This is a genomic window from Yersinia alsatica (assembly GCF_902170305.1).
Classification (GTDB): Bacteria; Pseudomonadota; Gammaproteobacteria; order Enterobacterales; family Enterobacteriaceae; genus Yersinia; species Yersinia alsatica.
On record NZ_CABHWW010000023.1, the window covers coordinates 171,501 to 194,715 of the forward strand.

The following is a 23,215-nucleotide window of genomic DNA, read 5'->3' on the forward strand; positions in this document are numbered from 1 at the left end:
CATTATCTTCGGCGCTAAGAATAACGCACAAGAGGCATTTTGCTGATAGGCGTTATCTGATAACCGGGGTACTTATTATCATAAGTCGGTTGAGCACGATAACCCGCTCAGTGAAATGCTGTCAGCTTCATGCTACTGTTTTATTAGCATTTATCTTAACTGACGCTTCTCTATTTTAAAGGACTATCATGCGTAATTTATCTTTGCTGCTTTTGCTTCCTATCTCATTATTTTCCACCGCAATTTTTGCTATGGATTGCAGTAAAGCGACCACAGTGACAGAGAAGAATATCTGTTCCAGCAGCCAGTTACAGCAATTAGATGCGGTACTGAATAAAGATTATCAGGCCTATATTAAGCAGCAGGATAAAGCGGTGGCGAAACAGCAACAGTTGGCCTGGTTGAAAGAGCGTGACCTGTGTCAGGATGATGTCTGCCTGAGTAATAGCATGATAAACCGCATTAAAGCACTTTCTGGTAGCGGTAATGTTTCTGTTATTAAAGGCGCTTCCGAGCAGTGGGACTTTATTCTCAGTGTGGCAGGGTGCAATGATAATAAATCCTACTCGACCTGCGAAGGGGTGGGTACCTTAGATATTTTCAAGAAAGATCGTGGTGAACTATTCCAGCGTATTGCAATGGAAAATATTTTTATTGAGCTGGACACCAAAGGTAAAGCTACAACCAATTTGATAGAGATGTATGGCGATAATAATAGCGGATTGGTTATCGAAGATATTAACTTTGATAATTATGACGATATTGCGCTACGTAATGGTAATAGCGGCGCCTACGGTGGGCCATCTTATGATATTTATCTGTTCGATGTTACCAAACAACAGTTCCGTATTAATGCTAGTTTGACGGAACTGGCCAGCACTAATCTGGGATTATTTGGGGTCGACAAAAAAACGAAAACCATTACTACTTTCACCAAAAGTGGTTGCTGCTGGCATCAATCCTCAACTTATCAGCTTGCCAATGATAAACCGGTGCTGATCGAAGAAGTGACCGAAGGTTATACCGCAGATGGTGAGTCCGTGGTATTGACGACCCGCGAGTGGGTTAACGGAAAATGGAAAGTTACCGAGAAAACGGAAAAGGCTGAATAAAATACGAGAGTCGATAGTTCGGAGTCTGCAATGCCACTAGTGGTGATAGAACTCTTATCACCTTAGCTAGAAAGCGTTTATTACCGGCTAATTAAGTATAAGTAGAAAAAAGAATGTTTGCTAAACAAGACATGAGTAATTTGAGTACCCGTGTTCCGACTATTCAGAAATGGGAAAATGGTGCAAAACATCCCAACGGTTTATCACTTAAATTGCTGTCAATTGTACAAAAACATGGCATTAACATTTTGATGTAGTTTATGCAGAATATAAGTTCTCAAGAATAATGAAAGCATATCTCTAATTCTTGTATTAGAGATATTAATATCCATATTTGACCCGCAAAATTTCTGAGTCTTACTTCTGTGTCCTAAACTTTCCATGTTGCTCAAACCAGGCAAATTGTTCAGCAGCATACGCTGACATTTTACTGCCACTGTGGCCCACACCTGGCAAGATAGAAAATTGCCAGTTAAACGGCACGTTATCTTGCTGGGCTTGCTGCCTGGCTGTTAGAAAATAAGTTTTCGCCCGCGCTAATCGGCTATTCCCTTGGGCCATTGCTTCGCTGGAGCGGCGCAACAGTGGATGGTTAGGATTATTATCTTTACTGCCCACGGTAATTAGCACCGGCAAAGCAAAATAATCAGCTAATTGTTGCTGGCTTACGGCTATCGGGGCGTTAGCTAAACCATACGGCCACGGCACTTTATTACTTGGCATTGTCCACCAACCTGCAGCGGCACAGATAGCCGCTTTGACTTTTGGCTCGGGTAATAATGTCAGCATGCGGTGGACAAACTGGCAACCAGCGCTATTTCCGAATATATAATAGTGTGTTTGTTGGGTAATACCCTGATGTTGCATATCAGCAAACAGAGAATCGATGACAGTAAATGCCCATGCTCCTTTTGGATTTAATTTACCGCTCTGGGCATCCACCAGATTACCCAGATTATAGCTATCACTGCCGGGATAATCTTGCTTACTGAAATGCGGAGCCATAACCGTCAGTTTATTTTTTCTGGCATTTTCTACCCAAGCATCGCGATATTTATCGGCATCGCGATTTAGCCCCGACAGGACGAATACGATGGGCGTTTGAGTGGTGGCCTCTGGTGGTTGATAGCTAAAAACCTCTATTTTTTTGCTAGTTTGCGGTATGACAAAATCAAAACTATTGCTGCCGGTAGGGAGCCCACTAGCATAAACAGCCCCGCAACTGAAGAATAAGATGCTCAACAGCGTGATGGTATTTTTCATGCTTAACTCCCGGTGTAAAGATGAAAAATCATAGTGTAAACCCGCCTCTTATTCAGCAAGGTGCCAGAGCCAAGGTTTTCAATATAGCTTTTTCGCGGGAGCTTACCGAGGGAGAAATTACAGCAGAGAATGTGGGCAGCATAAAAACTCTACTGCCCGTATCGATTAAGGCATCAGACCAACAAACACGGTTTTCTTACGTGGACCGGTCATTAACCCTTCCAACTCTTCGACACATTTTAGGTAATGCGGCGTTTTCTTATGGGCAGCTACCGCGTTTTCATCGGCATAAGCTTCATAAATATAAAAGCGGGTGGGAATGGTTTCGTCTCGCAGCACATCAAAACGTAAATTTCCGGGCTCGCGAATAGAACCTAAATGGTTGGCACGGAAAACCTCAATAAACTGCTCAACTTTGTCATCTTTTACATTAATTTCGACGAGGGTGACATGCATGGCTTTCTCCTTGTCATCGCTTGCCAGCCAAGGGCTGGCAGCCATTTATATTCAACCTTTTTCATGTAGGAACAGCTTATAAGCCGTTTCCGCATTCTCATTTTTATGTACCACGGCATGCACGGCTTTCAGCATGGCAATTGGGGCTTCTGACTGGAAGATATTTCGGCCCATATCCACGCCAGACGCGCCCTGATCTATGGCCTGATAGCACATTTCCAGCGCGTCCCGCTCAGGCAATTTTTTACCGCCCGCAATGACAATCGGCACCGGACAACCGGCGGCAATGCGCTCAAAACCACTGTCGACATAATAGGTTTTAATCACCTGCGCGCCCATTTCGGCGGCAATACGTGTCGCCAAAGAGAAGTAGCGCTGGTCACGGGCCATGTCTTTACCGACGCCGGTTACCGCCATGGTCGGCATACCGTAGCGCAAGCCTTGGTCAACTAACTGGATAATATTCTTAATTGACTGATGCTCATGCTCGGTTCCGATGTAAACCTGTGCCGCAACGGCGCAGGAGTTGAGCCGCAAAGCATCTTCCATCGCCACTGCCACGGCTTCGTTGGATAAGTCGGTCAAAATTGAGTTAGCCCCAGATGCACGCAGCACCACTGGGCGGTTAGCGGCCGCAGGAACGATACTGCGCAAAATACCACGGGTACACATTAAGACATCGGCATAGTCAAACAGCGGGGCGATATTGATATCAATCCGCTCCAAACCGGTGGTTGGCCCCTGAAAATAGCCGTGATCGAATGCCAGCATCACGGTGCGGTTGGTTTTCGGATTGAAAATCCGCGCCAGACGAGATTGCATTCCCCAATCGAGCGAGCCGCAGCCTTTTAGCGTAAATGCAGGATTTTTCTGCGGCACGCCAATTCCGAAGTCTTTACCGTCTTTGATATCGTCTAAATCAGCCATCTGTAATTACTCCAACCGGAGGTGAGAAATAATAGTGTGGCCCGCCGCCACCATGCAGCGGGCCGCCGAGATTAGAAATCGTATTTGTCGATGTTCTCTTTGGTGAAAATGACCCGCTGCGGCAGTAACACAATGCCGTTGCCTTTGGCTTCATGGGCATAACCTTGAACACTGTTTGGCACCACTTCGACTACGCCAATGTTCGGGATATCAATTTTATCGCCAACATTCAGGTCGCCTTTTTTCAGCATCTCATTGGCCACATAAACTGAGATTTTGCCTTGGTTTACCACATCCCACAGACCGAACTCTTTGACCGTGCCGCGTTCAACATAAGGGCGCATCACATTCGGGGTACTGAAGCCGACAATCGCCACATTGTCGCGTTTCAGGTTTTCTGCGGCCTGAGCCGCGGCGGGCAGGGCGTTAGCATCAGGGGCAATAATGGCATCGAGATCGCCATACGCTTTCAAAATGCCTTCTGCGGTTTGCAATGATTTGGTGGCGTCGTTATAGCCAAACTGTGTGGTTACCACCTCCCAGCCGGGGTGTTCCTGCTGGATTTTTTTCTTCGCTTCATTCACCCATTGGTTCTGGTCGGTCACTGTCGGGCTGGAATAGAAAAATGCCACTTTGGCTTGGTCTTTTTTCACCTGATTGGCGGCCATATCAACCAGCATTGACCCCAATTGATTAGGTGTCCCTTGGTTAATATAAATCGAACGACATTCTGGTTTGGTATCAGAGTCCCAAGTCAGAATTTTGACGCCCCGCTGCATGGCGCGTTTTAATGCCGGGCACAGGCCATCAGGTGAAACCGCAGAAACCACAATGGCGTTATAGCCTTGGTTGACGAAGTTGTTGATCAACTGAACCTGGCCCGAAACACTGGGCTCTGTCGGGCCATCATAGGTGACATCCACACCCAGCTCTTTGCCCGCATCGACGGCACCTTTACCACCACTGGTGAAGAAACCAACCCCGACCAATTTCGGGATAAATGCGATGCGTTCTGCCGCTTGCACGGCATTGATTGCGCTAAAAGTGATACAGGTAAATCCGAGGGCACAAACCAGCGCCAGCTTTTTTAATCTTGGTGTTTTCATTGCATTCTCCGAATTACTGTTCTGTAAGGGGTAGAGAGGTGTTGGCATTTCGTTACAATAATTTCTTTTTAAATTAGAGTGTTAACCTAGGGTGTGTCTGCTGCGACGACGTTGCAGCCATTCATAAATCAAATGCCGATGGAGGCTAATAGAGCGGCCAACCACCACCAGAATCAGTAATGCACCGGACAGTGCGCTGGATATCTGGTTTGGCGTGCCAATCATTTGCAGGCCTTGTTGCAAGTAACCCACCAGTAATACCGCCAGTGCTGTACCAAGGATGGAGCCAGAACCGCCATAGATATTGGCGCCACCCAAGACGACGGCAGTGATAGCCGGCATCAGGAATGATGCCCCTAAATCAGAGCGCGCAGAGCCGAAGTAAGAAACCAGTAAGACGGCGGCAATGGCAGAGGCCACGCCGGTCAGGGCATACAGGATGCATAGGGTGCGCGCGACGGGCAGAGCGCTGTAACGTGCCACTCGGCTGTTTTGCCCAATAAGGAAAACGTTACGGCCACTGTGGGTGCGGTGCATGAGCAGCCAAAACAGCAACACACAGACCATAAAGATAACCAGTGGTACTGGCAGGCCGAAGAGGGTTTGGTTGGCAAAATCGGTAAAGGCGGTTGGGAAGCCGCCAATTCCTTCATAGCCGGTAGCACCGGACATACCCGATAACAGCAGCGCGCTGCCGCCGAACAGATACATAGTACCGAGGGTAATCACCAACGGGTTGACGCCGGTATACAGAATCAGCCCGGCGTTAATCAAACCGCACAATGCGCCAACCAAAAATGTCAGTGGGATGGCGATACTCATCGGGACACCCGCCTGGAACATCACGCCCAAGAATATTGAGCACAATCCAATTGTGGAGCCAAATGAGATGTCGATGCCGCCACTGACAATCACCATCGTCAGTGGCAGGGCCACTATGCCGATACAGATAAAATCACTGGTACTAAACAGCAGCACATTGATATCCAACATGCGTGAATTTGATAAACCAAACAGCAGGATTTCCAGCACCAACAACGCCGCCAGAGCCAGTTCCCATCCGTAACGCCGGTATAAACTCATGGTGCCACCTCTTTTTTATACCCTTTGGGTAGAGTAGATTTCTTTTTCTTCTTATCAGCCCTGACTGGCCGGGTATTGAATCTGGCATATTTCTGTTGGCGGATATTACGTTCTACCGCGCAGCGCAGGCGGCCATCGAACACCAGCACCCCGAGCAATACCAAACCGGCGATAAAGTCATTCCACCAGGCCGGGAGGCGCAGCAGGACTAGCACACTGTCGATTTGTGTTAGTAGATAAGCCCCGAGGATCGCGCCAATAATTGTGCCGGTGCCGCCCAACAGACTGATCCCACCCAGTACACAGGCGGCGATGGCTTTCATCTCCAGGCCACTGCCAGTCTGATTTGGGATAAAACCAATTTGTGAAGCAAAGACGATCCCGGCCAGCGCCGCCATCACGCCATTCATTGAGAAAGCAAAAATACGAATGCTGTCGGTGCGGATCCCCAATTGGCGAGCGCCCTGCAAGTTATCGCCAGTGGCGTAGAAGCTGCGGCCAAAAGCGGTTTTCCCCAGTAATAAGGCCATGGCGATAATCAGCAACATAATCAGCCAGCCAATGGGTGAGATAGAAAACAGAATGGGGGTTGATAAGCTTTTGAGAGTAGCTGGCAACCCTTCGATCCATTTACCGCCAGTGAGCAACAGCATCAGACCGCGATATAACCCCAACGTACCCAGGGTGGCGACAATCGCCGGGATCCTCAGCCAGGTCACCAAAATGCCATTAAAGAAGCCGGTCAGCATGCCAACCAGCAGCGCAAACAGGCAAGAGAGTGCCAAACCAAAACCGGCATTGAGTGCCATACCCACTGTTACCGCACATAAACCGGTAATGGAGCCGACCGACACGTCGATATTGCGGGTTAGCATCACCATGGTGGCACCGATCGCCAGCAGGATCAGGATCTGTGCGCTGCTGAAGATCATGGTGAAAGTTTGTAAGTTGAAATAGTTACGGTCGATCACGCCGAGTAGGGCAAAGAGGGCGAGAATCGCCAGTAGTGCAGTACCTTCGCGGTTATTTTGGATAAATTTCAACATGATGCGCCCTCATTTTCAGCGGACTGATGGGCGTCGGTATGATGTTCACCGAAAGCCAAATGCATAATGGTATCGACGTTCATGGCACTGCCATCCAGTGCGCCACTGATCTCTCCTTGGTGCATCACCAACACGCGATCCGCCATCTGCACCACTTCTTCTAGATCTGACGAGATAAAAATGATCGCGACATGCTGCTCGGCAATACTGCGGATCAATTGATAGATATCACTGCGGGCTGAAACATCCACGCCACGAGTGGGTTCATCAATAATCAGTAAGAGCGGATTGGCCTCCAGACACTTGGCTATCAGCAGTTTTTGCTGGTTGCCCCCGGATAAGGTGCGCACCGGTTGCTCGAGGTGATTGAATTTGATGTTCAGCGCCCGACGATAACGTTCCAGAATGGCAGCTTCCTGTGCCGGATGAGTCCATAACCCTTGATTACGCTGAGTCAGTGAGCACACATTCCAGCTCAGTGGGGCATCCAGATAGAGGCCGGACGCCTGCCGGTCTTCTGGCAGATAAACCAGACCAGTTGCCAGACGATTGACGGTTTTCATCGCGGTGATGTCGATATCTTCCAGTAACACGCGGCCACCACTGGCGGGGCGTAAGCCGTAGAGGGTTTCGGCCAATTCAGTTCTGCCCGCACCGACGACGCCCGCTAACCCCAGAATTTCACCGGCGCGAACCTCAAAAGAGATATGAGCAAAACCTTCGCCACTCAGATCACTCACTTGTATCACCGGCTGATTTGACTGAGCGCGAGCTTGCGAACGGCGGTTGCCGGGCAGTTCTAACCATAACTTTTGGGTATCAGATAACTCGCTATTTTTAGCCTGTGGAGTAATAGCCTGAATAATAGTGTCGGTTGAGAAATCAGTGGTTGCCCCACTCAGGGCGATACCGCCATCGCGCATGACACTGACCCAATCGGCTAACTGACGAATCTCCGGCAGTTTGTGGGAGATAAAAACCACGCCGACACCTTGTTGCAATAACATTTTGATCTGACTGAATAAGCGATTGGTTTCTGCTGGTGTTAGCGAAGCCGTAGGTTCATCAAGAATTAAAATACGTGAGTCACGCATCAAGCCGCGCATGATCTCCACTAATTGTTGGTCAGCGACATCCAGTGAACCGGCGCTGGCCGATAAATCCAGATGACAGCCCAAGCTTTGCAGCAACTGCGCCATTTTCTTCTTATCAGCTTGGTGTTTCGGTAACCGGAACAGGATATTTTCCTGCACGGATAGGTTGGCAAATAGCATTGGCTCTTGCGGCACCAGATAAATACCTAACTGATGAGCTTTGGCTGGAGTGAGGTTAAGGCAGGGTTGCCCATTGATCTCAATGGTGCCGCTGTCTGGTGGTAGCACGCCTGCAATGATTTTCATCAATGTCGATTTACCTGCACCATTCCCCCCTAATAGGGCATGGACCTGACCCGGTAGCAGAGTAAAGTCGATACTTTTCAATACCACTACACCAGAAAACTGTTTGCTGATACCACGTACTTGGAGCAGCGGTGGCGGGGTGGTGATAGTCTGCGGCATCGTGGCTCCAAGTGAACAAAAATAATTTAAAATTAAAAGTGTTCAAAAAAGATAGCTGTATAATCCCATTTATGGCGTAATCAAGATCACATTTTCGTGAATAAAAAAATTTAAATTAAAATATGTTCAAATATGTTGTTTAAGCTGTTAGCGTAGTTATCAATTGATATTTAACATTCGTGGCTCTGGGATTGAGCTGATGAATGATGAGTAAAGCCAGAAGAGAAATGTCGGGAATGATGAAAGAAAAAGCGGTAATGAAAGAAAAACCCATGTCGTCCAATGATGAATACAAATATCCGGGTAATAGCATGAGTGAAGAGGAACTGCTCGCTCGCATTGCGTGGTTTTATTATCACGATGGCTTAACACAAGGGGATATTGGCGAACTGCTGGGGCTGACCAGGTTGAAGGTCTCCAGATTACTGGAGAAAGGCCGTCAGTCCGGGGTAATCCGGGTACAGATTAACTCGCGTTATGAAGGTTGTCTGGAACTGGAAAACCAATTGCAACAGCATTTTGGCCTCAAGCATATCCGCATTCTGCCTTCTCTGGCTGATCTCAGCATCAGTAGCCGGTTGGGTATTGGTGCCGCGCATTTATTGATGGCATTAATACAACCACAGCAACTGCTGGCGGTGGGATTTGGCGAAACCACCATGTGCGCACTGCAGCATTTGAGTGGTTTTATCGCCTCACAGCAAGTTCGCTTAGTGACACTGTCTGGCGGAGTTGGCTCTTATATGACCGGGATTGGCCAGCTAGATGCTGCTTGTCAGGTCAGTATTATTCCTGCGCCGTTGCGTGCATCCAGTGCCAAAGTGGCCGAAACATTCCGTCAGGAAAACAGTGTGCGCGATGTGATGTTGGCAGCACGAGCGGCGGATGTAGCCGTGGTTGGTATTGGCTCGGTGAATCAGCAAAAAGAAGCCACTATTTTGCGCTCCGGTTATATCGGTGAAGGTGAACAGCTGATGTTCAGCCGCAAAGGGGCGGTCGGCGATATCCTTGGCTACTTTATGCAGGCCGATGGCGCATTGGTGCCAGATATGCAAATCCACCAAGAATTGATCGGCATTTCACTGGCCGAACTGACCAATATCCCGACGGTTATTGGTGTGGCGGGTGGCATTGAGAAATCAGAAGCGATTGTTGCTGCGCTGCAAGGCAAGTATGTCAATGCTTTAGTCACTGATGAGCTAACCGCGCGTTCTATTATTAAACTGATTTAATTGGCTATTTTAGTTGTCAGCTTAGGCTTGTGTATTACTCACATAAATGACGCCAATAGTTTTTGCTTCTTAATACAAAAATTTATTCATGGCAGTAGAGGACTGGTTTATTCATAAATCCATATAAAACAGAGGGTAGCGCAATGAGTCAACTCTGTACGACCACCACATCGGGTGAATATCTGATGGCTCTGGATGCCGGCACTGGCAGTGTTCGGGCTGTAATATTTGATCTCAATGGTAATCAGATAGCAGCCGGGCAGGCTGAATGGCTACATCTTCCAGTACCTGATGTCCCAGGGTCGATGGAGTTTGATTTAACCACCAACTGGAAATTGACCTGCCAGTGCATTCGTCAGGCACTGCATCAGGCCAAACTCCCGGCTAGCGCTATCCGTGCAGTTGCGGCTTGCTCAATGCGCGAAGGGATTGTGCTCTATGACCGCAGCGGCAAGCCAATCTGGGCCTGCGCCAATGTGGATGCGCGTGCCAGCCGTGAAGTGAGTGAACTGAAAGAGCTGCATAATCATGGATTTGAGCTTGAGGTCTATCAATGTTCCGGCCAGACACTGGCACTGAGTGCGATGCCACGGCTACTGTGGCTGGCGCATTATCGGCCAGATATTTATCGTCAGGCGGGGACGTTAACCATGATAAGCGACTGGCTGGCGAATATGCTCAGTGGCGAATTGGCGGTTGACCCTTCCAATGCGGGCACTACCGGAATGTTGGATTTAGTCACTCGCAACTGGCAGCCACACTTGCTGGAGATGGCTGGGTTGCGCGCCGATATTTTATCGCCAGTTAAAGAGACCGGCACCTTACTCGGTCATGTCACGGCGCAAGCGGCACAAGAGTGTGGCTTGCTGGCAGGAACGCCAGTCGTGATGGGCGGTGGTGATGTGCAACTTGGCTGCCTGGGGCTTGGGGTGGTACAACCGGGACAAACAGCGGTATTGGGCGGTACTTTCTGGCAGCAGGTGGTCAACTTGCCTAAGCCAATCACCGATCCCAATATGAATACACGCATCAATCCCCATGTTATTCCCGGTATGGTGCAAGCAGAATCCATCAGCTTCTTTACCGGCCTGACGATGCGCTGGTTCCGTGATGCATTTTGTGCCGAAGAGAAATTGCTGGCACAGCGGCTGGGCATCGACACTTACAGTTTGTTAGAAGATATGGCGGCGCGCGTCCCCGCAGGGGCTTACGGGGTGATGCCTATTTTCTCCGATGTGATGCGTTTTAAATCTTGGTATCACGCCGCACCTTCATTTATCAACCTTTCACTCGACCCTGAAAAGTGCAACAAAGCGACTTTATTCCGCGCGTTGGAAGAGAACGCCGCCATAGTCTCGGCCTGTAATCTGGCTCAAATTGCCGAATTCTCTGGCGTCAAAGCTTCTTCCGTCGTCTTTGCGGGCGGAGGATCAAAAGGCAAATTGTGGAGCCAAATCTTGGCGGATGTCACCGGAATTCCAGTGCGTGTGCCGGTTGTCAAAGAGGCCACCGCGTTAGGTTGTGCCATTGCGGCAGGAGTTGGTGTCGGGCTTTATGAGGCGCTGGATAAAACCGGTGAGCGGCTAGTGCGCTGGGAGCGAGAATATACGCCAAATACTGAGCATAAAGCACTTTATCAAGCAGCCAAAACAAACTGGCAAGCGGTGTATACCGACCAGTTGACGCTGGTGGACAGTGGGTTGACGACGTCTTTATGGAAGGCTCCGGGCCTGTGAAATTGACGATTAAAATTAACTACCTTGTTTGCCAGCTTGAGCTCCGGGGCAGTGCTCATCACCGTCACATACTGATGTATGCTCCGGTTCTTGCGCGTTGTCCGCACTCAATCTACCGGCACCGATAACGTCAATTGGTTTCGTGGGGTAAATCGACAACACAAATATGAAACGATGGGGAAGCGTGCCGTTGGGGGCGTAGCGGCATAAGCCGCCGAAGTGCCCCTAGGTGCGTTAAACTCATCGGCCCCAGTTATGTAATGGCTAGCAATATAGCCAAAAATAAGTGATTGCTATGTTGCAAGTGCTTGGATAGCATTATTGCCCCCTTTTGTTGCCGATGATGCCACATCCGATGATGAATACATCAAATAAGACAGAATCACCTGCTGGGCAACTTAACCTGCCAAACATATTGCGGGAGAAGGACAGTGTTCAGCGCATTTTGGTCATTAAATTGCGCCATTTCGGCGATGTTCTCCTCACCACTCCTTTACTGAATACACTAAAAGCGAACTATCCGCAGGCCAAAATTGACGTTCTATTATATGGCGGCACGCAGGATATGCTGCGCGAGAACAACACCGTCAATCACGCGTTTATTGTGGACCGTGGCCTCAAACATGCAGGTTTAACAGCCCAAATCAGTGGCGAAAAAGCACTATTTAATGCATTAAAAGAGCACCATTATGATCTGATTCTTAATCTATCTGATCAATGGCGTGCGGCGGCTTATTGCCGCTTATTAAAGCCCGGCTTTAGCATTGGTTTCCACTACCCAAAACGCGACACTTGGCTATGGCGCTACTGCCATTCTACTTTGGTGGATATTCCCAATGCAGGTGAACGGCACACCGTGCTGAATAATCTGGATATCCTCGAACCGTTACAGCTGACTGAGATCAACACCGACGTCACCATGTCTTATAGTGCGCAGGATGTTGAGCGGGTAAAACAACTGTGCCAGCAATACGGCATGGGGGATTACCCTGTTCATCACTATATCGTGATTCAGCCTTCTGCCCGCTGGAAGTTTAAAACCTGGGCCAGTGAATCATTCAGCCAACTGATAAACCACCTCACTGAACAGGGCGAAACTGTGCTGCTGACAGGGGGCAAAGATCAAGCTGAGCTAGACTATATTGCTGAAATCATTGCCGGTTGTACGCAGACAGAAAAAGTTATCAATTTATCTGGCCAGTTGGCGCTGCCGGAACTGGCAGTATTGATCGATAACGCTAAGCTATTTGTTGGTGTAGATTCAGTTGCAATGCATATGGCCGCGGCCCTTCAGACTCCGTCAGTGGTGCTATTTGGCCCCAGTAACCTTAATCAATGGCATCCCTGGCAGGCTCCGCACACCCTGTTATGGGCGGGTCACTACCGAACGTTGCCACATCCGAATGAGATAGACACTGACACCACTGATCGTTATTTGAATGCTATTCCGGTGAGTGATGTTATAGCGGCTGTTGATACTTGGCGCACTCAAAGCCAGTAATGTGCAATAGCGGTTGAGAGTGCGTAAAAATGGTTTTATATCAGTAACCTTATTGTCTTCTAACCCGCTCAAGCTGAGAGAATTATGATAACCCCATCGACTTCTTCGCCGGTCACTGCACCGGCTAACCGTCGTAGCGAAATGCTGAGCGGTATAACAGCATTGCTGCTAGGTATTTCTTTACCGTCATCCAGCTCCCTCATCAATATATCGCTGGTTTTAGTCCTAATCTGTCTGATTATTAATCGTAAATCATTACAGTTCAAACCCTTACTGACAAATCCGCTGATCTACCTACCTGCGGCCATGTTTGCGTTATTGGCATTGTCATTGCTGTTCCATCACAACAGTTATGGCCCGGATATGGTGGGTAAGGATAAGAAATTTCTTTATGTTCTGCCGTTGGCCCTTTTCTTTATTAACCAACCTCGGTTGATAAAACTATTTTGTATTGGGTTCTTAACAGCCAACGCCGTGGCATTGGTCGGCACGCTGGCCGTTGGGGTGTTACACATCCCGATTGGTCATGTGGATCCCACCAATCCAACCATTTTTAAACTGCAAATTACCCAAAACTTCTTTATGGCTTTGGCGGCTACGCTGTGGCTCGCGCTGGCGGTGCAAAGTCAGGGCTGGAAACGCTGGGGCTACGGCCTACTTGTGGTGGCGGCCAGTTACAGTATTCTGTTCTTGGTCTTGGGACGAACCGGTTATGTCGCATTAGTGGTTGGATTAGGTGTGTGGCTGTTCTTCTCACTGGGTAATCGTCAACGTGGGCTATTGGTGGTGTTGGGCGCAATTGCATTCGCCGCATTACTGTTTATTCCCAATAAAGCTACGCAGCGTATCACTCAGGGTGTTGATGAGATAAAAGTCTGTATGGCTGCGTCAGCAGACAATGTAAACGATGCCTGTCGAACTTCCATGGGGCAACGTTCGGCATTTGCTATAGAGGCTGTGCGGTTAATTAAAGAGTCACCGATTCTTGGTCATGGTGCTGGTGGCTTCTATTACGAGAATCCAGAAATAAATTACAAAATTAATAATCCACATAACCAATATCTGTTGGAAACCATTCAATCAGGTGTGGTTGGGTTGATTATCTTCCTGGCGTGGATTGTTTGTTGTTATCGGGTTATCTGGCAACAAACACCGGCCTTGCGCAATATCCTGCTGGCGGTATTGACCAGTTATATGGCCTGTAACTTCTTCAACTCATTCTTGTTGGATTCATCTGAAGGCCATTTATTTATGACTTTCGTGGCTATTTTGGCAGGCTATTCAGTGACGGGCTCTCCGCCAGCTTTGGGCCAGCGGCAGAGAGAATAACCGCCGATTCTACAATATGACTGGCTATGTAACGGCTCCCAATGGGGGCCGTTTTTCGTTGTGTTGTTCTATTTGTCACGGCGGTGTTTTTAGCTGAATGAAGTGGGGTGTTATCACTCATCCGGCAATGGTATTGAATAGCCTAAAATTAAAACGATAGCTTTAATAAGAAGGCCAATATGTATATCTGAATGGAGAGTTATTTAATGGGATGTGAGTTTTTATACTAAATTCACCCGTTTTAATTACGTCGTTATCTATATAGGACGAATTCTAAGGTAGAATGACAGGACAATTCCTACGCTATTTCATCGTAATAGTCTTACCCTTCGCCAGACGTTTCGACAGAAAACATCAGTCTTTCTAATACGAATGTGAGGAATAATAGATATTTTCTTTATTTAAATTAATTTGTTACGTTAGTTTTTTATGCTGCTGGTGTTGATTTTAATGAAATAAAGAACTGATAATTAATTTGATTGTGGTGCGAGTAAGTGATGGTTTGCCTTAGGGCGAATGTAACGATGGTTTCTTAACTTTATGATAACAAATGTAAATGAATTCTAAATAAAAGCTAAGTAATGCTTGTTCTATTGTCCGATTTATTGATTCTTCAGACAAAATTGACTAAGCGAACAGAATATAAAGACAGCACCGCACTCCTTTTTATAAAAAATGAAACGCAGTCTAAAACTATGCTAATCACCGGATGGTTACTGGCTATAAGGGGAGCAATATAAGGTGTTTGAGGTAAAGAAATAGATAATTTTTATAAGATATGGACTATTTTTATTTGTAGTGCTTATAAATTACAACGTATTGAATTTAAAGAATAAATTTTTTTGTTTTTTACTGGTTTAATCTTTAATACTAGACCATAGAATTATGGTGTGCAAGTGAGCATATGTTCTTATTCATTCCTGCTTTATTGAATGAGCTCACATACTGTAATTACCTTAAATGTCCTATTTAAGAAAAACAGATTTCTATGCTAACTGGGTGACTTTTAAGTAGTGAATTAAACTGGCAAATAGTTCGTTGAATATAGTAAATGATGATTTCGATCACTATTACAAAATTCTGATGTATGTGATAATTTTTGCAACAATTTACACATTGTAAGATTTGGTCTACTTTCCCGACATTATGCAATAGTTTTAAAGGAAGCTATCATAACTATGTATTTATATTGATAAGTGGGTCCAGGTGAATCTGTTTGTAGGATAAGCAGAATCTACATTCAACTTAATTTATCCAATGTCATTGAGAACATCATGGCCAATTCATCTACGAATAAATTATCTTTACCGGCCCTAACGTCATTAGTGGTCGGTTCAATGATCGGGGCCGGTATATTTTCATTACCAGCAACTTTCGGGCGGGCAACAGGTGGCTTTGGTGCACTTATTGCCTGGTGTATTGCTGGGGGTGGGATGTTAATGCTGGCTTTTGTTTTCCAAACATTAGCTCAGCGCAAACCTAATCTTGATTCCGGTGTATTCATTTACGCAAAAGAAGGCTTCGGGGATTATCTTGGTTTCGCTTCTGCATTAGGTTTCTGGGCCGGTACTTGTATTGGTAACGTCTCTTACTTTGTACTTATCAAATCAACACTAGGGGCATTCTTCCCAATATTTGGTGACGGTAATACCATTCCCGCTGTATTAGTGGCCTCCGTTATTTTATGGGGATTCCATATCCTGATATTGCGGGGCGTTAAAGAGGCGGCAGCGATTAATACTATTGCCACCTTCGCTAAAATCATTCCCATTTTCATTTTCGTCATCGTGCTGATTTTTGCCTTTAAAGGTGATGTATTTGCACTGAACTTCTGGGGTACGCCGGATGTCGTTAAAAGCGTCGATTTATCCCACTTGAATGATTATGGCTATGTCGGTCATGCGGCGGCAGTTATGGCACCAGTGGTAGAGCCTGAGTCCTTATTCTCTCAAGTACGAAGCACGATGCTGGTCACCGTATTTGTGTTCTTAGGGATTGAAGGGGCGAGTGTTTATTCACGTTATGCCAAAGAACGTAGCCATGTTGGTATTGCGACTGTCCTCGGCTTTATTGGGGTTCTATGTCTGTTAGTGCTGATCACCATGCTGTCTTACGGTGTGCTGTTGCGCCCAGATCTGGCGGCATTACGCCAACCATCAATGGCCGGTGTCTTGGAAGCTATCGTCGGGCGTTGGGGCGCAATCTTCATCAGCATAGGTCTAATTATTTCGGTATTAGGGGCTTATTTATCTTGGTCACTGCTGGCAGCGGAAGTGCTGTTCTCGGCGGCTAAGAGTAAAAGCATGCCGAGAGTATTCGCCACTGAGAACAGCAATGCTGTGCCTTCAGCTGCGGTATGGCTGACCAATATCTTTATTCAAGTGTTCTTAATTCTGACACTGTTTACTGATTATGCTTTCCAATTGGCATTGGAATTAACCAGCTCGTTAACCTTGATCCCTTATTTGTTAGTTGGGGCTTACGGATTAAAACTGGCCTGGACCGGTGAGACTTACGAAACCAATGCACGTGGTCACCGTAAAGATCTTATTTTTGCCCTTATTGCGACTTTCTATTCCGCACTGATGATTTACGCGGGCGGTCTGAAATACTTGCTGCTGTCGGCCATTATCTATGGTCCCGGCACCATCTTGTACTTGATTGCCAAACGTGAACAGCATCAAAAAGCCTTTAATACCTACGAAAGAATACTGTTTATCGTGCTTATTGTGGCGGCGGTTATTGCGCTTTACAGCATCTTCACCGGAATTATCACCATATAATTTATTGGAGTTCTTATGTCAGATAAAGCTAAGAAAACTCACGCCAAAACTAAGTTTGGTGTTCACTCTGAAGTCGGGAAGTTGCATAAAGTGATGGTTTGCGCCCCCGGTCGCGCCCATAACCGCCTGACCCCAAGTAATTGCGATGAATTATTATTTGATGATGTTCTGTGGGTAGAAAGAGCAAAACGCGACCATTTTGATTTTATGACCAAAATGCGTGAGCGCGGTGTGGATGTGGTTGAAATGCATAATTTGCTGGCGGAAACACTGGATAATCCAGTGGCGAAAAAGTGGATTCTGGACCAACAAATAGTGCCTAACGAAGTGTCATTAGGTATTTTGCACGAAACACGTAGTTATCTCGAAAGCCTGACATCACGCGTATTGGCTGAAGTACTGATCGGTGGGTTGTCTACCACTGAACTGCATAAAGACGGTAAATGTGACAAAGAAGAACTGAAGCTGATCCGCGAAGCGGTTGGCATCACGGAATATCTGTTGCCACCGCTGCCGAATACCCTTTATACCCGCGATACCACTTGCTGGATTTATGGCGGTGTGACACTGAATCCACTGTATTGGCCAGCCCGTCATGAAGAGACCATTCTGACGACCGCCATCTATAAATTCCACCCAGATTTTGGCGATGCGAATGTGAAAGTTTGGTGGGGTGACCCAACACAGCACCACGGCACTGCGACACTGGAAGGCGGTGACGTCATGCCGATTGGCAATAAAACGGTGTTAATTGGCATGAGTGAGCGCACCTCTCATCAGGCCATTACTCAGTTGGCTCAATCACTGTTTAAAAATAGTGAAGGGCAAGTTGAGCGCGTCATGATTGCCGCAATGCCAAAACTGCGTGCCGCAATGCACTTGGACACGGTATTTACTTTCTGCGACCGCGATGTCGTCACTCTCTACCCGGCGATTGTGAATCAAATCCAAACCTTCTCACTGCGTCCAGATAAAGGCCCAACCGGCATTAAATTAAGTCGCGATAAAGGCACTTTTGTTGAAGCCGTCGCTGGGGCGTTGAACCTGAAAAAACTGCGTGTGGTTGAGACCGAAGGCAATGATTACGATACGGAACGCCAGCAATGGGACAGCGGTAATAACATGGTCGCCCTGTCACCTGGTGTGGTAATGGCTTATGACCGCAATACCAAAACCAACACCCAGTTGCGTAAAGAAGGGGTGGAAGTAATTGAAATTGTTGGCAGTGAATTAGGCCGTGGGCGCGGGGGCGGTCACTGCATGACATGCCCGATTACCCGAGATGCCGTTGACTACTAATCCCCTCTGTACTTGAAGCCGCAGGGAGTTAGTTCGCTACCTGCCGCTCCAATGACTCTGAGGATAGATAGAGTTGCTCTTAAAAAAAATAGCCGATAGTGAATAGCAAAATAACGCTATTTTACTATCGGCTATCTGTGTCTATCCCCTATGTAATGGGTGGCGAGGGATGGTCGAAACAGGACGTTAACTTATTTTATTAATACTGAAATGTGGTGTGCTGAGATGAAAAGGACTGTCGAGTGAAATACGTTTATGCGGTGTGCTTCGTGCTTATTGTGGTTCTGACCACACTGTTCGCGTTCCAAAATAGTGGTGCGGTGAACTTATCTCTACTTTTCACGCAAATAACACTACCCATTTCTGTACTAATTGTGCTGATCTATTTTTTAGGGATGTTTACAGGGGGATTATTAGTCACACTGATAAGAGCGCTGTTGCGCCGTATGTCACAGAAAACAGATAACAAAGTGTGAATAACTAATCTGCAATAATTTTTGAAAATCTGACTCAACGAGATCTTATAGTGAAGATAAAAACAGTAATCACTCTGCTATTAACGTTTCTTCTCGCTGCTTGCGACAGAACTCCCCCAGAAGTCGTGGAAAGTGTGCGTCCGGTAAAAATATTTACCGTCGAAGACGGTGGGCAAAATGGAACTCGTTATTTCCCGGCCCGGCTGCAAGCTGGCGATGAAACCCAGCTCTCCTTTAAACGCAGCGGGCAACTACAACAGTTGCTGGTTCGCGAAGGTGAGCAGGTCAAAAAAGGCCAGAGAATTGCCATGCTCAATGATACTGATCTGAATTTGCGGGTCAGGGATCGCCAGTCGAGCTTTAATCTGGCGCGGGATCAGTTTAACCGCTTCAATACATTGCAAGGGCAAAGAGCCGTTTCTCGTGCCGAGCTAGACGTGCGCCGCGCTGAGATGGAGTCTGCCCGTGCAGCGTTAGAAATTGCCCAAAAAGAACTCAGTGATGCCACCATTACCGCGCCTTTTGACGGCATTATTGCCAATGTTAATGTGCGCAACCATCAGGTTATGGCCCCAGGTCAGCCGGTGGCAACCTTGAGCGCATTGGATACGCTGGATGTGGTATTCAGTGTGCCAGAGCGTCTGTTTACAACTTTGGACATCAGCAATCGTAATTACAAGCCAACGGTATTACTTAACCATCTGCCGGGGCGTGAATTTATTGCTGAATATAAAGAACATACCACGTCAACAACCTCTGCTTCCCAGACCTTCCAGGTGACGTTGACCATGAAACGCCCACCGGATATGCCATTACTTTCAGGTATCAGTGGGCGGGTAAGAATCAATTCCGGCAATCTGTCTGGCACTGACCACCCGACCATCGTGGTGCCTGTGGAAGCGGTATTCAATCCTGACAGTACCCAGTTGAATGATGCACGGGTTTGGGTCATTAAAAATGATGATGGCCAGATGCATGTAGAAGAACGCAGCGTTCAGGTTGGTCAGCTCACCGCAAACGGCATTCAAATCACTTCCGGGTTGGCTGATGGCGAACAAATCGTCTCCGCAGGTACCGGCGAGCTTCGCCCAAATCAAGTCGTTCGGGCTTGGGTACGTGAGCGGGGTCTCTAATGAAGCTGACTGATAATTTCATCAATAATAATACCCGTATCTGGCTAACGATTCTGTTGCTGGGTATTGGTGGCATTATTGCCTATCTCAATATAGGCAGGCTGGAAGACCCGGCCTTTACCATCAAAACGGCGGTGGTTGTTACCCGCTATGATGGCGCTTCGGCGCAGCAAGTTGAGGAGGAAGTGACGTTACCCCTGGAAAATGCCATTCAGGAGCTCTCTTCTGTTGATGATGTCACTTCAATTTCTAGCGCAGGTTTATCGCAAATAACCATTAATATCCGCGCGCAGTATGGCGCGAATGAGTTACCGCAAATTTGGGATGAATTGCGGCGCAAGATAAATGACAACAGTGTGCGTCTGCCACCTGGAGCCAGTGCTCCGATGGTCAATGACGACTTTGGTGATGTGTACGGCTTCTTCTTCTCACTGACCGGTGATGGCTACAGTAATCAGGATTTACGTAATTTCGCCGAGCAGCTGCGGCGTGAATTGGTTCTGGTGCCTGGGGTCGGTAAAGTGGGGATTGTCGGTATTCTGCCAGAAGAAGTTCAGGTAGAAATTTCCCGCGCCCAGATGACGGCAGCGGGTATTACGCCGCAACAGCTATCTGATTTGCTTAGCCGCCAGAATGTGGTGTCCGATGCCGGTCAGCTACAGGTGGGCAGTGAGTCGATTCGTTTGCATCCCACCGGCGAATTCCAAAACGTACAAGAGCTGGGGAACTTACTGGTTAGCCAGCCCGGTAGCCCAAAAAGCGTCTATCTCCGTGATATCGCGACGGTGACACAAGGTTTTGGTCATTCTCCCACCAATATTTATCGCGCTAATGGTAAGCCTGCACTGGCTCTGGGCATCTCCTTCGCCCCGAACGTCAACGTTGTTAATGTGGGTAATGCCATAAAAGCCCGGCTGGCACAGCTGGACGGTGAGCGCCCGTCAGGCATGCATATCAATGTGTTCTATGACCAGTCCCATGAAGTTGAAGGGGCGGTAAATGGCTTTATTCTTAACTTCCTGCTGGCACTGCTCATTGTTGTTGTCACCCTGCTGATTTTTATGGGGGTACGCAGCGGTGTGGTGATTGCCATCTCGCTGGCACTTAACGTCCTCGGCACCTTGCTGATTATGTGGCTATTTAATATTGAGCTACAGCGAGTGTCATTAGGGGCATTAATTATTGCGCTCAGTATGTTGGTGGATAACGCCATTGTGGTGGTGGAAGGGATAGTTGTGGGCCGCCAGCGCGGCGAAAGCATCTTTACTGCTATCAGCAATGTGGTGAAGCGCTCAATGATGCCACTATTGGGTGCCACTGTTATTGCCATTCTGGCCTTTGCACCTATCGGTCTGTCCAATGATGCTACTGGCGAATACTGTAAATCATTATTCCAGGTGTTATTGATCTCGCTGATGCTGAGTTGGTTTACAGCATTGACGCTAACGCCCGTCTTTGCCAAGTGGGCATTCCAGAGCCAGAAACCCGCGCAGGAAGAGGCTGATAAGCCCGTCAAACAACCTTATGATGGTTGGCTGTTCCGCTATTATCGTGTGATTCTGAATAAGTTACTGCAACACCGCACTGTTACTTTGGTGCTGTTGGCGGCGTTGTTGGCGGCATCGGTAGTTGGGTTTGGCAATGTGCGCCAAAGCTTCTTCCCGCCATCCAACACGCCAATCTTCTTTGTTGATATCTGGCTGCCCTATGGTACGGACATTGGCTATACCGAAGAGGTGGCGAACAAAGTTGAGCAGTATATCAAGCAGCAAAAAGGGGTGGCTGACACCATGGCGACGATTGGTCAGGGCGCGATGCGCTTTATGCTGACCTACAATGCCCAGCGTCACTATCCTAACTATGCGCAGGTTATGGTTCGTACCGATCAACTCGACCAAATACCGGGTTTGATTGATGAAATTGAATCCTATATGCATGACGAATACCCACAAGTTGATGCGCAGATAAAACGCATCATGTTTGGGCCGTCAAACAACAGTTCCATTGAGGCCCGCTTTGTTGGCCCAGACCCAGAGGTTCTGCGCTCACTGGCTGCGCAAGCGGAGAAAGCGATCATTGCAGATCCCATGGCTGATGGTGCAAGGCATGACTGGCAGGATCGTAGCAAAATGATCCGGCCACAATTCTCCGACTATCTGGGCCGCGAGCTGGGGGTAGATAAACGCGAGGTTGATGGCACGTTGCGCATGAGCTTTGGTGGCTTGCCGGTGGGGCTATACCGTGATGGTACCCGCTTGATACCGATTGTGCTGCGAACGCCTGATTCCGAGCGACTCAATGCTGAACGACTCAATGATGTGATGGTGTGGAGCCAGGCTCGTCAGGCCTTTATCCCAATTGATAACGTCGTCACCAGCTTTGAAACCGAGTGGGAAGATCCGTTGATTATGCGCCTGGATCGCAAGCGCACACTGACAGTACAAACTGATCCGACCCAACAGGGTGGAGAGACGTCGGCGGAGCTATTGCAGCGCATCAGACCGGGGGTCGAGGCGGTTAAGTTGCCGCGTGGCTATGAACTTGAATGGGGCGGCGACTACGAAAGTACCAAGGAAGCTCAACGTGGGATCTTCATCAGTTTACCTATCGCATTCTTGATTATGTTTGTGGTGACTGTATTGATGTTCAGCTCCGTGCGTAATGCGCTGGCGATCTGGCTGACAGTCCCCTTGGCATTGATTGGTGTGACCGTGGGCTTCTTGCTTACCGGTATTCCATTCGGTTTTATGGCCTTGTTGGGGCTATTAAGTTTGAGTGGGATGTTGATTCGTAACGGTATTGTGTTGGTAGAAGAGATCGGCTTGCAGCGGCAGGAAAAACCGCTGCGCGAGGCGATTATTGATGCATCTACCGCACGTCTGCGGCCAATCATGCTGACAGCATTTACCACTGTACTGGGGCTGGCACCGCTGCTGAGTGATGCCTTCTTCCAGAGTATGGCGGTGGTTATTATGTTCGGCCTGGGCTTTGCAACCGTGCTGACATTGCTGGTGTTGCCAGTGATTTACAGCAGTATGAACCCAGAACCTAAAGAAAAAGTGCATGATGAGCCGGTGAGTGAATAACTCGCTCATCGTATCACTCAGTTTGCCGTGATCTCAGCAGCCCCAATTCTCGGGGCTGCTTTTTTATTTGTGCTGCCGACAACGCCGT

The 23,215-nt window shown here is 47.8% G+C and carries 17 protein-coding genes and 1 pseudogene; 11 read left to right on the forward strand and 7 right to left on the reverse strand.

Annotated features, from left to right (window positions below; all coding sequences use genetic code 11):
* Positions 1-188: 188 nt before the first annotated feature.
* Both FTA96_RS12440 and FTA96_RS23505 read left to right on the forward strand, forming a co-directional pair.
* Positions 189-1,112, forward strand: a complete 924-nt coding sequence (locus FTA96_RS12440) for a lysozyme inhibitor LprI family protein (protein WP_050150410.1) — start codon at positions 189-191, stop codon at positions 1,110-1,112.
* A 140-nt stretch (positions 1,113-1,252) separates the two neighbouring features.
* Positions 1,253-1,369 (forward strand): annotated as a pseudogene (locus FTA96_RS23505) (helix-turn-helix domain-containing protein); the annotation flags it as partial.
* 100 nt (positions 1,370-1,469) lie between these two features.
* Here the strand turns inward: FTA96_RS23505 and FTA96_RS23510 are convergent.
* The 7 genes from FTA96_RS23510 to lsrA all read right to left on the reverse strand — a co-directional run bounded on the left by FTA96_RS23510 (position 1,470) and on the right by lsrA (position 8,552).
* Positions 1,470-2,375 (reverse strand): hypothetical protein, encoded by a 906-nt coding sequence (locus tag FTA96_RS23510; protein WP_074008250.1) that lies wholly within the window; start codon positions 2,373-2,375, stop codon positions 1,470-1,472.
* A 165-nt stretch (positions 2,376-2,540) separates the two neighbouring features.
* Positions 2,541-2,831, reverse strand: a complete 291-nt coding sequence (lsrG, locus tag FTA96_RS12455; RefSeq protein ID WP_050109581.1) for a (4S)-4-hydroxy-5-phosphonooxypentane-2,3-dione isomerase — start codon at positions 2,829-2,831, stop codon at positions 2,541-2,543.
* A 51-nt stretch (positions 2,832-2,882) separates the two neighbouring features.
* Positions 2,883-3,758: a 3-hydroxy-5-phosphonooxypentane-2,4-dione thiolase gene (lsrF, locus tag FTA96_RS12460; RefSeq protein ID WP_050109563.1), complete on the reverse strand. Its 876-nt coding sequence runs from the start codon at positions 3,756-3,758 to the stop codon at positions 2,883-2,885.
* A gap of 71 nt (positions 3,759-3,829) precedes the next feature.
* Complete coding sequence (gene lsrB / locus FTA96_RS12465) at positions 3,830-4,864, reverse strand: autoinducer 2 ABC transporter substrate-binding protein LsrB (RefSeq protein ID WP_050121658.1); 1,035 nt, start codon at positions 4,862-4,864, stop codon at positions 3,830-3,832.
* 81 nt (positions 4,865-4,945) lie between these two features.
* Positions 4,946-5,947 carry an autoinducer 2 ABC transporter permease LsrD gene (gene lsrD, locus FTA96_RS12470; protein WP_050109561.1) on the reverse strand — a complete coding sequence of 334 codons (1,002 nt, stop codon included), beginning with the start codon at positions 5,945-5,947 and terminating at the stop codon, positions 4,946-4,948.
* Positions 5,944-6,993, reverse strand: a complete 1,050-nt coding sequence (gene lsrC, locus FTA96_RS12475; RefSeq protein ID WP_050109560.1) for an autoinducer 2 ABC transporter permease LsrC — start codon at positions 6,991-6,993, stop codon at positions 5,944-5,946. The genes lsrD and lsrC overlap by 4 nt, the downstream gene beginning before the upstream one ends.
* A complete protein-coding gene (lsrA, locus tag FTA96_RS12480) occupies positions 6,987-8,552 on the reverse strand; it encodes an autoinducer 2 ABC transporter ATP-binding protein LsrA (RefSeq protein WP_087817015.1) in 1,566 nt (521 codons plus the stop codon). Before lsrA ends, lsrC begins: the two co-directional genes overlap by 7 nt.
* Before the next feature lie 236 nt (positions 8,553-8,788).
* Between lsrA and lsrR the strand changes: the two genes are divergently transcribed.
* From lsrR to FTA96_RS12530, 9 genes are all read left to right on the forward strand, one after another.
* Entirely contained in the window at positions 8,789-9,784 is a 996-nt protein-coding gene (lsrR, locus tag FTA96_RS12490; RefSeq protein WP_172665406.1) for a transcriptional regulator LsrR, read from the forward strand.
* Positions 9,785-9,927: 143 nt separating this feature from the next.
* Positions 9,928-11,520: an autoinducer-2 kinase gene (gene lsrK, locus FTA96_RS12495; protein WP_050133311.1), complete on the forward strand. Its 1,593-nt coding sequence runs from the start codon at positions 9,928-9,930 to the stop codon at positions 11,518-11,520.
* 355 nt (positions 11,521-11,875) lie between these two features.
* The gene (rfaQ, locus tag FTA96_RS12500) at positions 11,876-13,021 is read left to right on the forward strand and encodes a putative lipopolysaccharide heptosyltransferase III (protein WP_145573914.1); all 1,146 of its coding nucleotides are present in this window, start codon (positions 11,876-11,878) and stop codon (positions 13,019-13,021) included.
* An 84-nt stretch (positions 13,022-13,105) separates the two neighbouring features.
* Positions 13,106-14,350, forward strand: a complete 1,245-nt coding sequence (gene waaL-ps, locus FTA96_RS12505) for an O-antigen polysaccharide ligase WaaL-ps (protein WP_145573916.1) — start codon at positions 13,106-13,108, stop codon at positions 14,348-14,350.
* A 1,274-nt stretch (positions 14,351-15,624) separates the two neighbouring features.
* Positions 15,625-17,133: an amino acid permease gene (locus FTA96_RS12510; protein ID WP_050150406.1), complete on the forward strand. Its 1,509-nt coding sequence runs from the start codon at positions 15,625-15,627 to the stop codon at positions 17,131-17,133.
* A gap of 15 nt (positions 17,134-17,148) precedes the next feature.
* On the forward strand, positions 17,149-18,432 hold the full coding sequence (arcA, locus tag FTA96_RS12515) for an arginine deiminase (protein WP_050109555.1): 1,284 nt from the start codon (positions 17,149-17,151) through the stop codon (positions 18,430-18,432).
* Between the two features lie 242 nt (positions 18,433-18,674).
* Positions 18,675-18,908, forward strand: coding sequence for a lipopolysaccharide assembly protein LapA domain-containing protein (locus tag FTA96_RS12520; RefSeq protein ID WP_050109554.1), 234 nt, complete (start codon positions 18,675-18,677; stop codon positions 18,906-18,908).
* A gap of 50 nt (positions 18,909-18,958) precedes the next feature.
* Entirely contained in the window at positions 18,959-20,041 is a 1,083-nt protein-coding gene (locus FTA96_RS12525; RefSeq protein WP_050109553.1) for an efflux RND transporter periplasmic adaptor subunit, read from the forward strand.
* Positions 20,041-23,127: an efflux RND transporter permease subunit gene (locus tag FTA96_RS12530; protein WP_145573918.1), complete on the forward strand. Its 3,087-nt coding sequence runs from the start codon at positions 20,041-20,043 to the stop codon at positions 23,125-23,127. Before FTA96_RS12525 ends, FTA96_RS12530 begins: the two co-directional genes overlap by 1 nt.
* Positions 23,128-23,215: the final 88 nt, after the last annotated feature.

Coding starts and splice junctions, on each gene's coding strand:
- FTA96_RS12440 (WP_050150410.1), top strand. CDS start 189: ATGCGTAATTTATCTTTGCTGCTTTTGCTTCCTATCTCATTATTTTCC.
- FTA96_RS23510 (WP_074008250.1), bottom strand. CDS start 2,375: ATGAAAAATACCATCACGCTGTTGAGCATCTTATTCTTCAGTTGCGGG.
- lsrG (WP_050109581.1), bottom strand. CDS start 2,831: ATGCATGTCACCCTCGTCGAAATTAATGTAAAAGATGACAAAGTTGAG.
- lsrF (WP_050109563.1), bottom strand. CDS start 3,758: ATGGCTGATTTAGACGATATCAAAGACGGTAAAGACTTCGGAATTGGC.
- lsrB (WP_050121658.1), bottom strand. CDS start 4,864: ATGAAAACACCAAGATTAAAAAAGCTGGCGCTGGTTTGTGCCCTCGGA.
- lsrD (WP_050109561.1), bottom strand. CDS start 5,947: ATGAGTTTATACCGGCGTTACGGATGGGAACTGGCTCTGGCGGCGTTG.
- lsrC (WP_050109560.1), bottom strand. CDS start 6,993: ATGTTGAAATTTATCCAAAATAACCGCGAAGGTACTGCACTACTGGCG.
- lsrA (WP_087817015.1), bottom strand. CDS start 8,552: ATGCCGCAGACTATCACCACCCCGCCACCGCTGCTCCAAGTACGTGGT.
- lsrR (WP_172665406.1), top strand. CDS start 8,789: ATGATGAAAGAAAAAGCGGTAATGAAAGAAAAACCCATGTCGTCCAAT.
- lsrK (WP_050133311.1), top strand. CDS start 9,928: ATGAGTCAACTCTGTACGACCACCACATCGGGTGAATATCTGATGGCT.
- rfaQ (WP_145573914.1), top strand. CDS start 11,876: ATGATGAATACATCAAATAAGACAGAATCACCTGCTGGGCAACTTAAC.
- waaL-ps (WP_145573916.1), top strand. CDS start 13,106: ATGATAACCCCATCGACTTCTTCGCCGGTCACTGCACCGGCTAACCGT.
- FTA96_RS12510 (WP_050150406.1), top strand. CDS start 15,625: ATGGCCAATTCATCTACGAATAAATTATCTTTACCGGCCCTAACGTCA.
- arcA (WP_050109555.1), top strand. CDS start 17,149: ATGTCAGATAAAGCTAAGAAAACTCACGCCAAAACTAAGTTTGGTGTT.
- FTA96_RS12530 (WP_145573918.1), top strand. CDS start 20,041: ATGAAGCTGACTGATAATTTCATCAATAATAATACCCGTATCTGGCTA.